Origin of the sequence: Streptomyces sp. NPDC101219, assembly GCF_044767675.1 — a bacterium.
Classification (GTDB): domain Bacteria; phylum Actinomycetota; class Actinomycetes; order Streptomycetales; family Streptomycetaceae; genus Streptomyces.
Genome location: NZ_JBIWOK010000008.1, coordinates 1 through 12,663, shown reverse-complemented (window position 1 = coordinate 12,663; position 12,663 = coordinate 1). Strand labels below are relative to the sequence as shown.

The window sequence follows — 12,663 nt, the reverse complement described above, 5'->3', positions numbered from 1 at the left end:
CGTGCCCTGAGCAGCAGGAACTAGGGAGCACTCACTGTTGGCCTGAGTGGTCCCTGGGCGGAGTGAAGGCTTCCACGTATTCAGAGATCGCCATGTGCCACCCATCGTCCGTAAGAGGTAAATGCAGGGAATGGGTATTACGATCCCAAGCTGTCGACACCTCTCATGAGTTTGATCAGGGCACGGCAGGGTCTCCGGCTGACACCTGTCGTCCGCCCCGCTCTCTCCCGGAGCCCACTGCGTGAGGTGTTATTGGCGTTAGGCGCCAAAGTTGGTGATTTGCGCCCTCTCGGTGAGAGCTGATTGCAGCTCTACGTTGGTGGATTGATAGCTCTTACTCTCGGGCCAGACGAAGGCTTGGTTCACGCTCATGACAAGTTCCTGAAGGTCTTCCCGCGGTTCGCTCGGGACCAGGATCGCGCGGTGCCTCGCATCCAGGAATCTGCCGTAGTCGGCGAGCTGGCCGATAGCCATACGCACGTTCTCGCGCGTGACACTGCCCTTGGCTTCGATCAGGAGTCCGAGGTCCTCCACGTAGAGGTCGGTCATCAGAGGGCGGGTCTCGCCAGGGGGCAAGATGCGGTGCCGGCTCACCAGGTGCCCCCTGCTTCGCAAGTAGTCGCTAAAGCGCTGCACCAGCTTGCTTTCGTGGCGCTCCGCCTCGTAGGGCTCGCGGTTTGGCTGTACGAACGACTTTTCGGTCTCGTGTTGCTCGACCTCGATTTCAGCCACCGCTGCGGTCTGGGCGGCCAAGAGTCGCCCCAGCTTCGTTGCGGGCGCTTGCGACGGCGTGTCTATCGGTCGAAGTTTGAACACGATGACCTTCCGAAGGGGGCCGTCGCCGGTTTCGGGAGCATCGGCCTCGTACCAGCCTTCGGTGACGAACCGGCCAAGGTAGGTGACTCTCCCGCGAGCGCCCTGAAACACGCGGAGAGCTCGGTGTTCGGCTTCGTGGTTCAGGATGCTGGCGTTGCCGGACATCATCCGCTGGTCGCCGTACTGGCCCTCACCGCTGTAGTGGAAGAGCCCATCGGGCATCCAGCCGTCGTAGTAGCCGTGCTTCTCGCCGGCGACTGGATCCGTGAAGATCATGACATTCGGCGTCTTGGCCGACGGGCCGATGCCACCTTGTGTACGTCCGCCGTACTTCGCGTGGAGCTGCTTGCGCTCGATGACGTCTCCCGGACGAAGATCCCACTCGGCTTCGGGTGCGGCGGGTGTCGCCTCCATCGCGTCTGGTCTCCTCATCGGTGCGGCTACTACGTCAGCTCGTAGTGTACCCTGTGGGGCAACAGGCATCCGAATCGGATGGCGAAAATCGGGGTCCAAAGCGGACATGGCTTCATCATTATTACCGAGAGGCTGATATTGCACCAGTAGGTGATTACTTCCCCAGGATTAGCGACCTTGTTCGCGGTCGATGGGGCTGGCGTACCGTCAACTGCCGCTGGGCGCCTGGGTCCCGGTATGCTGAAACCGCCTCACTCCTTACCAATCGCAGCACTCGCCGCACCGCGGTCGAGGTCCCTGGCAAGCCCGGGGGAGCAACAACAGGTAAGGAGTGAAGATGCAAGAGCGAGGGCCTGCTCAGCAGGAGGAACGTGATCGTGCCCCTGACCCACGATGGGTGAGGATCTTGATCGCGACTCTGGCAGCTGTTGCGGCTGTCGCCGGCTGTGTGGAGCAGCTCGCGCGCTAGCGCACCGAGGTGAAGAGGTTCCGGAAGATGGAACGGTCCGAGTACGCAGCGGGCCCGACCGCCATCAACTCGGCCGGACCCGCTTCACGTCTCCACGCACGAGCCCGGTCTTGGTCAGCCCACCAGGGCCGGGCCCCCGTGCTGGAGGTCTAGCGCGCCGTTCTAAGCGGTCTCATTTCAACCTACTCAGACCGCCAATGCATCACGTGATGCATTGCCACTATAGCTCTCTCAGCTTGTGGGACCTCTAGCTACATCTAGTGTCATCTATCAGCACCCAGTAGTCCGACAACCACGTACGGGCTCCATGGATACGCGTGCCTGTGCGTATCTGCGCTGTGTAGTGAAGGCATGGCTCTGACCGGCCCGGTGCTGACCACTCATCCCACCACTCGCCCCAGCTCCCATCCCGTCCGCCGTCGACCCACACACCGTGGAGCGGGCGTGGTTCAGGGCGTCCAGGTGGAGCGCGCCACTGTACGAACGACCTGGACGCCCTGGGCCGCGTCTGCTCGGCTCTGCCTGGGTCGACGGTGGACGGGATGGGAGCACCCCACGCACGACACCTACGGGCCCGCAGGCGGCGACGGTGCCCCCTCCATCCCGGTGCCGGCCGATCCCCCGCCGGAGGCATCGTCTGTGACCGTGCGCCGCTCTGTGCGGTGATCGCCTCATGGCCTCGGCCCAACCCAGCGGTGGGTGCGCGTCGGCGTAGCGCGGGCGGAGCGGGCCGAAGGCAGGAGCGGCGCCCGGAGCGGAGCCGGGAGCGCGCCCGGCGGAGCGGAGCGCAGCCGGGGCTTGATGAGGTAGAGAAATCTGTAACAAGATCGGCTAGCCGACTGCACTCCGCTCGGCCAATCCGCGCAGGGACTCGGGCACACGTGGTTCTGAGAGTTGCACCAAGTTGCGGATGACCTCGCGGGCCAAGTGGTGATCGTGGATCTGTTCGGGCGCCAAAGCCTCGGCTTCCAAGAGTGCGGCTGTGGCCTCGCCGACGTGTCGCCGCTGCGCGTGCGCTCGCGCCACGTCAAGGAGGAAACGTGACTGCCGCTCGGGGGAGAGGACCGACGCGTCAACCTGCTGGGCCACTTCCAGGGCAACCCCTGCGTCTCCCAACTCGACCGCCGTGCTCACCGCGTGGATCTCGACGTTCGTCGGCCCGAACTCGGTGTCGAAATCGTTGCGGTCCTCCCCCAACCGCGCTGCGATCTCGCGTGCTCGGTCGATGTGCTCATGGGTCTCTGCTCGGTTCCCCTCCCTCGAATTGATCACGGCCAGGACCAGGTTCATGGCACCCAAGAGGGACAGCTCTTCCGCGGGGCATGCGGGCGCCTCCGCTCTCGGCGCCATCACGGCAACTGCGGACTTCGCCGCCTGCTCGGCCTGCTCCATGTGTCGTTGACGCATAAAGGCATGTGCCATGCGAAACAGGCTGGCGACGACCTCTAGCGGCTGGCCCGCCAGCTCGGCTGCCTGTAGTGCCCGGTCCGCCGCCACCCATGCCGCATCGGCCTGGTCCTGCCGGGTGAAGCTCGCCGCTGCCACCTGATACGCCTTGGCCCGAAGGGCATGGAGTTCGGTGCGGTCGCTCGCCGGCGCGTAGCGTACGGCTGCTTCGATGCTCGGGAGCAACTTGGCAAGGTGATCGCTCAATGCCGCGTAGCTCGATGCGTGCGCGAGCGTCCACGCCTCGTCCACGTGCTGCCGGAAGTCGGTAAGGGAAGGCACCTGTTCGGCCGGCAAATCTTCAAAAAGGCTGCCCAGGGCCGGGTGCCCAGTGAGGGTGACGCGCAGCCCATCGAGGTCGTTGCTCCCGTGTGGCTCTGTCGGCTCTGCCTCCTCGGCCGGTGCCGCATCTGGCCGTAGTTCACGTACGGATACCTTCAGCGCATCGGCGAGCGCCTGAAGAATCGACAGGCGCTCAACAGGCTGCACTCCTCGCTCTACCTGCGAAACCCAGCTCTCGGAGCGCGCCATCGCGGCGGCGAGGTCGCTTTGTGACATGCCTGCGGCGCGACGCAACTCCTTGACGCGCTGGCCGAGAGTCCTGGTGTCGGAGTCCTTCATGCCTCGCCTCCGCTGGGGTACTTGCCGGCGTACGGCTGGAGCCGGTCAACCTCAGTCTTCTCGACGTACTTCGTGCGCTCTGCCAGGAAGTGGCGAGTGTGCGGCTGGCGCTCATGCTCCTCGAAGGCTTCACGGTCTGCGTATAGCTCGAAGAAGACTCGTTCGTTGGGGGCGCCCTCGACCTCGTGGCAGGCGTACACCAGCGTGCCGGGCTCGTGCGCCTGGATGCCGGCGGCAGTCTCCCGGATCAGTGCGTCGAACGCCTCGGCGGCACCCTCGCGGAGCGTGAACCGAACAAAAAGGCCATAGTTGGTCATTTCTTCCCCTTCTCGTCGCAACCAGTCTCGCAGAAGCAGACTTTTGCTGCTAGTCGCAGCTTTTCTGTTGACTCGCAGTTTTTCTGCGAGTAGCTTCGGAGTGTCGGAACAACAAGGCGCCCCGAGCTACGTGCATCCGCCAAGATCACAACGCAGCCCGGGGCTGATCCCACAAGGGGAGGCTCCATCATGCCGTCCTTCAAGATTGATCTGTCGACCGCCGTGGTGTTCGTGGCGACTGCTCCGGAACCGAAGATGGCGAACAAGAAGACCGGGGAGCGGGCTCTGGACCGGGAGACCGGTGCGGGTCTGTCGACCGTGGGCCTGCTGGTCTCGGACGAGGGTGAGGGCAACCTCTACCAGGTGACCATCCCGGAGACGGGTTACCCGGAGGGCCTGACGCCGGGCATGCCGGTGCGGGTGGTCGGTCTCAAGGCCCGTGACTGGGAGAACACCTTCAACGGTGAGAAGCGGCACGGGATCTCGTTCCGCGCGGTCGCGATCACCGCGGTGGCCTGATCATGGCTGACCTGACGATGTGGCTGGAGGCTACGGGGGCGTTAGCCGGTGCCGGTGGCCTCGGCTACGCCAAGGCTCGCGCTCCGCGCGTGTACTGGTCGCTGGTTGGGATGCCGGCGACCTGGGCTCGGTTCACGCTCTCCTACGGGTCGACGATGGACGTGTGCGGGCTGACGGTGCAGCCGTCCGGTCTGCGGGCGTTCATGACGCGGAATCTGGCTCGCCGTGAGGTTCGGCCCGTCCCGCCCAAGGTCCGCCGTGTCCGCCCGACCTCGACGGGGCTGCGGATCACGCTGCGCCTGCCGGCCGGTCTGGAGCCCGCGGACGTGGCCGCGTCCTGTGAGCGGTTGCGGCACGCCTTCGGTGTCCAGTCGGTGGCCGTGGTGGAGACCAAGCCGGGTTATGTCGAGCTGCGGATGACGGGCTATGACGTGCTGCGCCGGGTGCGCATGCCGCGCACGGCTCGGTCGCGTGGTCTGGTGGTGCCGGTGGCGCTGAGGGAGGACGGCACGGTCTTCGAGCGGGACTACCGCAAGATGCCGCACGCTCTGACCCTGGGGGCGAACTCGTCGGGGAAGTCGATGTACCAGCGCAACCTGGTCATGGGCCTGGCGAAGCTCCCGGTCGGTCTGATCGGGATCGACTGTAAGCGTGGTGTAGAGCACAGCCGTTACGTCCCCCGGTTGTCGGCGCTGGCCACCGATGCGGACATGGCCGGCCGTCTGATAGACGCGCTGGTGCTGGAGATGAGCGAACGCTTCGATCTTCTCGCCCTCTACGGCGTCTCCGACCTGTGGGACCTGCCCGAGAAGCTGCGGCCGGTGCCGCTCGTGGTCCTCGTGGATGAGGTGGCGGAGCTGTTCTTCGTCACCTCCAAGAAGGAGGAAGCGGCGCGGGACCGGACCGTGATGCAGCTCGTGCGGCTGGGGCAGATGGCCCGCGCGGTCGGGATCTACCTGGAGGTGTGCGGGCAGCGCTTCGGCTCCGACCTCGGCCGCGGTGCGACCGCTCTGCGGGCTCAGCTCACCGGCCGTGTGGTGCACCGAGTCAACGACAAGCAGACGGCAGAGATGGGCCTGGGCGACATCGCCCCGGACGCGGTCATGGCAGCGACCTCGATCCGGGTGGACCGTCCCGGTGTCGCGGTGGCCGGCGACACCTCCGGTGGCTGGTCCCGCATCCGCACCCCGGAGACCACCCCGGCCCAAGCGGCGGCCATCTGCAAGGAGTACGCCCACCTCACCCCCGAGCTGCCGTTCCTCGCCCCGTTCCGCCCGCACGCCCGGACGGTGCCACCGATGCCCACCACGCCACCGCTGGTGACCCCGCAGACCTGACCCGGAAAGGGGGGATCGCTCATGGCTCCACGCAAACCCGCCAAGCCCCGCACCCGGAAGTGCCCGGACTGCGCCGGCAATGGCGAGATCACCGAAGCCGTCCGGGTTGGCCCCCGCAAAGGCCGTGCCACCGAGCACCGGCAGGCGGCCATGTGCCTGACCTGCTTCGGCTCCGGTGAAGCACCCACCACCGACTGAATCCGCCGGGGCCGGGCGGCACGACCACCCGTGATCCGCCCCGCCCCCGTCTCGACCTCGTGAACGGAGGTGAAGACGCGTGTTCCGTTCGATCCGCATCGACGCAGTACTCATCCAAGCCGTGATCGCCGGTGCCCTGTCCTTCGCCCACCTGCACGACCTCGCCGAAGCAGCCGGACAAACCGGCTGGAAAGCCTGGGCCTACCCCGTCTCCGTAGACCTGCTCCTGGTCGCCGCCTGGCGCCGACTGCGTACCGCCCGCACGGACCGCTCGGCCTGGACCTGGTTCGTCATCGCCCTGGTCGCCTCCCTCGGCGCGAACGTCGCAACCGCCGGACTCCTCGACCTCGACCACATCCCGGACTGGCTGCGCATCCTCGTCGCCGGTTGGCCCGCGCTCGCCTTCCTCGGCGGAACCCTCCTCGTCCACCAACCCACACCTGACCCGGCTCCCGCGGCTGCTCCGGAACCCGTGCCGGTCGTCGACCGCCCGGACGTACCGGACGAGGCACCGGAGATCACCCCGGCTGAGCCGGTCCCCGCCCTGCCGGAAGCCCCGGCCCCGCCGTCGACCCCGGTCGTTCCGCCCGCGCTGGTCGACCACGCACGCAAGGTCGCCACCGAGCACCGCACCCGCACCGGGACCGACATCGACACCGCCACCCTGCGCGCTCGCCTCGGCGTTCCGGAAGACCTCGCCGGCGCGATCGTCGCCCAACTCGCCTGAAAGGAGGTGACCCCTGGTGCGCCCGAACCGCTTCTACGACGTGATCCGCATCGGCCCGGTGCAGGTCGGCACGTTCAACAACGGCCGTGGCCAGACCCGGCACGCCGCCGCCTGCACCGCCCCGAAGTGCGGCTTCTCCACCGAGCACCGCGACCGCTCGGCCGCCGAACTCGCCGCCCGTACCCACCGCTGCACCTGAGAGGAGGCCACGCCATGCAGCACCCCCAAGACCAACTCCGCGCCGGACACATCCCCGCCGACCTCTACCGGCAGATCCCGCCCGGCACCGACGTGCGCCGCGTCGTGATCGTCCAGGAAGCACCCCGCTCCTACACCGGTCCGATCGTCCTGACGCTCGTCGTGGTCACGGGGTCGGTCGCGGTGCTGCTTGTGCTCGCCTTCGTCGTCCAGGTCATCGCCGGCGCGGCCGTCGCGGTCCTGTCGGCCACCGGCGGACTCAGCTACGCGATCAATCGCACGTCCAAACCCAGGAAGGGCAAGTGACATGGGCTTCTTCAGCCGCAAGAGCAACGACACCCCGACCAACCCGGAGATGACCGAACTCGGCCGCGAGTACGCCATCGCCCGACGCCACCGCGACCGCAAGACCATCAACCGCATCACCCGGCAGATCGGCGAAACCGGCCTGAGCGAAAGCGACCGCACCGCCTTCGAGCAGGGCCGCAACGCCTACGACGCGATCCCGCCCGCCTACTCCAAGCGCCGCAACCGCCGCCGCTGACGCCCTCCGGGGCGGCCTCTACCGCCAAGTATCCGCCGCCCCGGACGGCCCTCACCTTCCAGATCCAACGGACCCGAAAGGGAAGCCTCATCATGCACCAGCACGCCCAGATCACGCGCGTCTGCCGCGACTGCGACGGCTTCGCCACCGCCGCCATCACCACCGGTACTCGCCACCACGACGGCTCCCGCGCCACCCTCCGCGTCACCTGCCCGACCTGCAACGGCACCGGCCGTACCGCTCTCGCCGCCCTTGCCCGGACGGGGCGGTGACCGCCGTGGCACTCCTCGACTGGCGCTCGCGCGAGCACTTCGACCACACCGGCGACAAGCCCTGCGTGATCTGCACCAAGCCCACCCCGCTGCGCTCCGACCGCGGCAAGCCCGTCCACAAGGTCTGCGCCGAGGACTGGATCGACCGCCACCCCGGCCAGGAGGACGACGCGTGACCAACGCCGCCACCGCGGCGGGCCTGGACCCGACCACCCTCGCCGACGTGCTGAGGCTGGCCGGGTCCACCGGCTTCGACCGCATCCAAGACCAGATCCGCCGAACCGGCGGCTGCACCGACCCGATCCGCCTTCAGGGCTCGACCGTCACCCGCGACGCGGCCACGGGGCACGTGCTGCACTCCTACTCCACCGACACCGAGCCCGGCGGGGTCCTGCGTGTCGCCTGCGGCAACCGGCGTGCCTCCCGCTGCCCGGCCTGTGCCTGGACGTACGCGGGCGACACCTACCACCTGATCCGCGCCGGCCTCGTCGGCGACCCCGCCAAGGGCACCCCCAAGACCATCCGCGACCACCCGCGGGTGTTCGCCACGCTCACCGCGCCGTCGTTCGGCCCGGTCCACAACCGGCCCGGCAACCGGCCCTGCCGCTGCGGCACCCGCCACGCCGAGGACGCCCCCGAGCTGGGCACACCGCTCGACCCGGACGCCTACGATTACGCGGGCGCGGTGCTGTGGAACAACCACGCCTCCGAGCTGTGGCGCTACTTCACGATCTACCTGCGCCGGGAGGTCGCCAAGCGGGCCGGGCTCACACAGAAGGATGCCAAGGAACACTCCCGCGTCTCCTTCGGCAAGGTCGCCGAGTACCAAAAGCGCGGGGCCGTGCACTTCCATGCCGTGATCCGCTTCGACGGCCCGGCGGGCCCCGACGACCCACCCCCGGCGTGGGCCACTCTCGACCTCCTCACCGACGCCATCCAGGCCGCCGCCGCCCGCGCAGCAGTCGACGTACCGCCGTCCGGGGACCAACCGGCCCGGACCCTGCGGTGGGGCACCCAGCTCGACGTACGCCCCATCCGCGCCTTCGGCGACGGCGAGGACATCACCGAGCAGGCGGTCGCCTCCTACGTCGCCAAATACGCCACCAAAGCAGCCGAGACAACCGGCACCGTGGACCGCCGCATCGGCAACAAGGAAGCCCTCGTCCTCCTCGGCGTCGCCGACCACCCCCGCCGACTGATCGAAGCGTGCTTAGACCTGCACGCGCTCTACCCGGACCGCAAGCTCCGCGACTGGGCCCACATGCTCGGCTTCCGCGGCCACTTCTCCACCAAATCCCGCCGCTACTCCACCACCCTCGGCGAACTGCGCCAGGTGCGCGCCGACTACCGCGCCGCCCAGCAACGCGCCGCCCTCGGCCTGCCCGACCCCGACGACGAGGAAGCAACCACGCTCACCCTCGCCCACTGGACCTACGCCGGCCACGGCCACACCCCCGGCGAATCCTGGCTCGCCGCCAACATCCGCCGCGACATCCAACACAACCGCGAAACCGCCCGCGAGGAACTGGCAGGGGGTGCCCTTGATGAGTCAGACCGCTAGTCCGCAGTCTCCTAAGGAGAGGGCAAAGCATGAGGTGATGAGCACTGACGAGTGGCTGCGGATGCACCTTCGCCGTGCTCCCGAGCGCGACGAGGAGTGGGTACGCCGCGCCCTCGTGTTGCAGGGGCGGGCCTGACCGTTATCTCCAGACGGGTTCGATCAGGCTGGGGTCGAACTTCCGGCGTCCTCGTCCTGCTGGGTTGATGATCACGGCTGAGAGGCTGTGCAGCACGATCTCTTGCTGGCGCTCGATGGGTAGCGCGAAGAACTCTTCGACGGTCAGGTTCGCCGTTTCGCTCTTGGCCTCGGCCTGCTTCTGCTCCTTGTAGAAGCGGGCCCGCTCCAGTTTGAGTTCATCGCGTAGCCGCTCTTTGGCCGGCAGGAGCTGCAAGAGCGTGGCCACCGTGATCTGCTTCGAGCGTTCAGCCTCTACGAGTTGAGCAATGTCCTGGGTCACCTGCTCCAGCTCATCCTCGCGCGACCATCGTTGATCGACTGGTATGCCCGTGACTGCCGCTCGTGTGCGCTGTTCTTCGAGCACGAGTTGAGCTATCAGCCTGTCGACGGGCTCCCCAGTGCGGCCGACCTTGCCGCAACCGCCATTCACCACTGAGCACTGGTACGTGTACCTCGTGGCTCTCGACCCCGGTTCCCAGCGGCTGTTGATCTGCCCTCGGATCTTGGTCTTGCAGAGTCCACAGCGGGCGATGCCTGAGAGCAGGTACTTACGGGCGAGGGACTTGCCGGGATGCTTCTGCTTCCGCTCGGCGACCGCCGCGCACACGGCCTCCCACTCTTCCAAGGTGTTGATCCGCTCCCAGTTGCCCATGACCGGCTCGCCGTCCTCGCCGAGCAGGATTTCACCGTGATACGTCCTGTAGCCGACCAGTCTTGGGCTGGTCAGGATCTGCTCGACGTGGTGATGGGCCATGCGCTTGGTGCCTGCCCTCGGGTTGCCCAAGCCCTGTTGCTGCCAACGGGTGCGGATGGTTCCGATGCGGACGCCAGCGAGAATCTCGCGCTGTGCCTCACGGATGGCTTCGGCTGCCGCAGGATCGACCTTCGTGCGGTCGTCCTTCCTCCAGCCATACGGTGCCGGCCCGCCGCTGTCCTTGCCCTGCTGGGCCAACTCCAGGTGCTTGCGCTTGATCCGGCGGGATGCGTCGTGCGAGGACTTGTTGGCGAATGCCACCATGATGCGGGCCATGGTGCGGCCGTCCGGCGATCCGAGGTTGATGTCATTTGTGACGGTGGCGAACTCCAGGCGGGGCCGCTCGTCGTAGATCTCAATGAGGCGTTCCAGGTCCCGCGGCTGTCGGGCGAGGCGGTCCAGGTCGTAAGCCACGATGCCGTCGATGAGGCCGGCGCGAAGGTCTCGCAGCATCAGCTCGAACTCGTCGCGTACGACGTTGCGCTTGAACGCGGAGACGTCGTTGTCCTCGTAGGTCTTCACGACCTGCCACGATCGGAGATCCGCGAGGCGTTCGCAGTCCTGCTGCTGTCTGGCAACTCCCAGCGAATCGCCCTCATCGTCCCGCGAGATCCGGGTGTAGACCCCCACCTTGCGTGCCACGGTCGGCCCTCCCCCTTGCCTCCTGAGCAGGGCCAGATTACTACCCTCATCAAGTCAAGTCAGCCTGGAGCGTTCAGCCGCCCGTCGTGCAGCGGGACGGGCAGGTGCTCGACGCCTGAGGGCGCGGGCGGCGGCCGGTACGCGTGAGGGGCTGCTCCCGGTCGGACGAGACCGGGGGCAGCCCCTCACACGTGTAGGGCGTGGGCCAGTGGGTCACCACGTGTGTGCCGTGGGTCAGCGGGTCACAGGGTGCCCAGCTTGATCAGGGACAGCAGGGCGATCAGCTGGATCGCGGACGCGCCCAGGGCCTTCGGCCAGGGCAGGTCGTGGGAGCGGCTGACCATGACGGTGAGCAGCGCTCCGCCGGCGACCCAGGTGGCCCAGCCGACCATCTGGACGAAGGTCGCGTCGCCGCCGGCGAACATGGCGAGGAGCAGGCGGGGGGCGTCCGTGATCGACGTGATCAGCATGGACAGGCCGACCGTCGGCTGCCAGGCGCCGGTGCCGCCGAGCTGGCGGGCCAGGGTGTGGGTGACCACGCCCAGGATGAAGAAGCTGATGACCATCGCCACGCCCGTCATCAGCACGATCGGGACCGCGCTCGACAGGGTGGCGTTGATGGCCTCCTCGCGGGCTCCGTCGAAGCCGAAGACGGCGAGCAGGCCGTAGAGGAAGGTGACGACGAGGGCCGGGCCCCACATCGCGTAGTCGCGCATCTGGAAGAACGTGCGGGACGGGGCGGTGACGATGCCCTTCAGGAGGTCCTTCCAGTGCAGGCGGGGGCCGACCGGGCCGGGGGCCGCGCCCGCCTGGTAGGTGCCGCCCTGGGTGTAGGGGTCGTCGCCGATGGCGAACGCCTGGGTGTGGCCGGGGTTGTTGGCGGCGTACGGGTCGTAGCCGCCCTGGGGGCCGTGGCCCTGCGGGTGGCCGTCGCCGAAGTACTCGGGCTCGCCGTGTCCGCCGTAGCCGCCGCCGGGGGCTCCCGGGTGGCCGCGGCGCCCCGCGTGGGGGTCGGGCCACGGGCTGCCGCCCCCACCGCCCGCGCTGCCGTACGACGGCTGCTGCGGGTACGGGGGCTGAGGCGCCTGCGGGTAGCCGTACGACGGCCCCTGCGGTGCCTGCTGCCCGTACGGGGGGTGTTGCGGTCGCGCGTGAGGAGCGCCGTTGTTGTCCCGGCCGCGTCCGATCCTGAATCCAGCCACGTCTTCGAACGTACCTGGTCCCGGCCCGGGGCGTGGCGGGCCCCGGCATTCGGGAGGGCCTTTGCGGCCGAGCTGTGACATCCCCTAAGGGGTAGTCAGCTCCGGTGTCCGTCCTGCGTAGGGGGTGTGCCCGGCGGGGTCCTCCGGGCGACGGACGGCCCCGCCGGGCGGGAGGGGAGCCGTGCGCCCGGACGGGGAGGAAGGGGAGGGGAGCTACGCCGAAGGGCCGCCCGTGCAGGGCGGCCCTTCGGGGTGCTGCGTGCCGTGGCGTGGTTGCGTGCCGTGGCGTGCTCGGCGCTCGGTCTACTTGACCGGCTCCGGCTCCGGTGCGTCCTCGGTCTCCGCCTCGCCGGCCGGGTCCAGCGGGGTCTTGACGGACTCCAGCAGGAGCTGGGAGACGTCGACGACCTGGATGGACTCCTTGGCCTTGCCGTCGTTCTTCTTGCCGT

Annotated in this window: 15 protein-coding genes; 10 read left to right on the top strand and 5 right to left on the bottom strand. The window is 68.1% G+C overall.

From position 1 onward, the window contains the following. Positions 1-258: 258 nt before the first annotated feature. The 3 genes from ACIRPP_RS17210 to ACIRPP_RS17200 form a co-directional block, all read right to left on the bottom strand. Positions 259-1,230, bottom strand: a complete 972-nt coding sequence (locus ACIRPP_RS17210; RefSeq protein ID WP_403643113.1) for a restriction endonuclease — start codon at positions 1,228-1,230, stop codon at positions 259-261. A gap of 1,300 nt (positions 1,231-2,530) precedes the next feature. Then, complete coding sequence (locus ACIRPP_RS17205) at positions 2,531-3,766, bottom strand: helix-turn-helix domain-containing protein (protein WP_403643110.1); 1,236 nt, start codon at positions 3,764-3,766, stop codon at positions 2,531-2,533. After that, positions 3,763-4,083, bottom strand: a complete 321-nt coding sequence (locus ACIRPP_RS17200) for a putative quinol monooxygenase (protein ID WP_164345862.1) — start codon at positions 4,081-4,083, stop codon at positions 3,763-3,765. Before ACIRPP_RS17200 ends, ACIRPP_RS17205 begins: the two co-directional genes overlap by 4 nt. Before the next feature lie 189 nt (positions 4,084-4,272). On the opposite strand from ACIRPP_RS17200, the gene ACIRPP_RS17195 reads away from it, so the two are divergent. From ACIRPP_RS17195 to repSA, 10 genes are all read left to right on the top strand, one after another. Then, positions 4,273-4,602 carry a hypothetical protein gene (locus tag ACIRPP_RS17195; RefSeq protein ID WP_164345860.1) on the top strand — a complete coding sequence of 110 codons (330 nt, stop codon included), beginning with the start codon at positions 4,273-4,275 and terminating at the stop codon, positions 4,600-4,602. A 2-nt stretch (positions 4,603-4,604) separates the two neighbouring features. Further along, positions 4,605-5,939, top strand: a complete 1,335-nt coding sequence (locus tag ACIRPP_RS17190; RefSeq protein ID WP_403643106.1) for an FtsK/SpoIIIE domain-containing protein — start codon at positions 4,605-4,607, stop codon at positions 5,937-5,939. Positions 5,940-5,960: 21 nt separating this feature from the next. Further along, on the top strand, positions 5,961-6,137 hold the full coding sequence (locus ACIRPP_RS17185; RefSeq protein WP_403643103.1) for a hypothetical protein: 177 nt from the start codon (positions 5,961-5,963) through the stop codon (positions 6,135-6,137). Between the two features lie 79 nt (positions 6,138-6,216). Beyond that, positions 6,217-6,864 (top strand): DUF2637 domain-containing protein, encoded by a 648-nt coding sequence (locus ACIRPP_RS17180; RefSeq protein WP_403643100.1) that lies wholly within the window; start codon positions 6,217-6,219, stop codon positions 6,862-6,864. Positions 6,865-6,880: 16 nt separating this feature from the next. After that, positions 6,881-7,063, top strand: a complete 183-nt coding sequence (locus ACIRPP_RS17175) for a mobile element transfer protein (protein ID WP_164345854.1) — start codon at positions 6,881-6,883, stop codon at positions 7,061-7,063. A gap of 14 nt (positions 7,064-7,077) precedes the next feature. Next, a complete protein-coding gene (locus tag ACIRPP_RS17170; protein WP_403643097.1) occupies positions 7,078-7,368 on the top strand; it encodes a hypothetical protein in 291 nt (96 codons plus the stop codon). 1 nt (position 7,369) lies between these two features. After that, positions 7,370-7,606, top strand: coding sequence for a hypothetical protein (locus tag ACIRPP_RS17165; protein ID WP_403643094.1), 237 nt, complete (start codon positions 7,370-7,372; stop codon positions 7,604-7,606). Between the two features lie 92 nt (positions 7,607-7,698). Then, entirely contained in the window at positions 7,699-7,878 is a 180-nt protein-coding gene (locus ACIRPP_RS17160; protein ID WP_403643091.1) for a hypothetical protein, read from the top strand. Beyond that, positions 7,875-8,054, top strand: a complete 180-nt coding sequence (locus tag ACIRPP_RS17155) for a hypothetical protein (protein WP_164345821.1) — start codon at positions 7,875-7,877, stop codon at positions 8,052-8,054. Before ACIRPP_RS17160 ends, ACIRPP_RS17155 begins: the two co-directional genes overlap by 4 nt. Beyond that, entirely contained in the window at positions 8,051-9,439 is a 1,389-nt protein-coding gene (gene repSA / locus ACIRPP_RS17150) for a replication initiator protein RepSA (protein WP_403643088.1), read from the top strand. The genes ACIRPP_RS17155 and repSA overlap by 4 nt, the downstream gene beginning before the upstream one ends. Positions 9,440-9,578: 139 nt before the next feature. Here the strand turns inward: repSA and ACIRPP_RS17145 are convergent, their stop codons facing one another. Further along, complete coding sequence (locus ACIRPP_RS17145; protein WP_164345844.1) at positions 9,579-11,012, bottom strand: recombinase family protein; 1,434 nt, start codon at positions 11,010-11,012, stop codon at positions 9,579-9,581. A 242-nt stretch (positions 11,013-11,254) separates the two neighbouring features. Next, entirely contained in the window at positions 11,255-12,295 is a 1,041-nt protein-coding gene (locus tag ACIRPP_RS17140) for a Yip1 family protein (RefSeq protein WP_164334038.1), read from the bottom strand. Between the last annotated feature and the right edge of the window lie 368 nt (positions 12,296-12,663).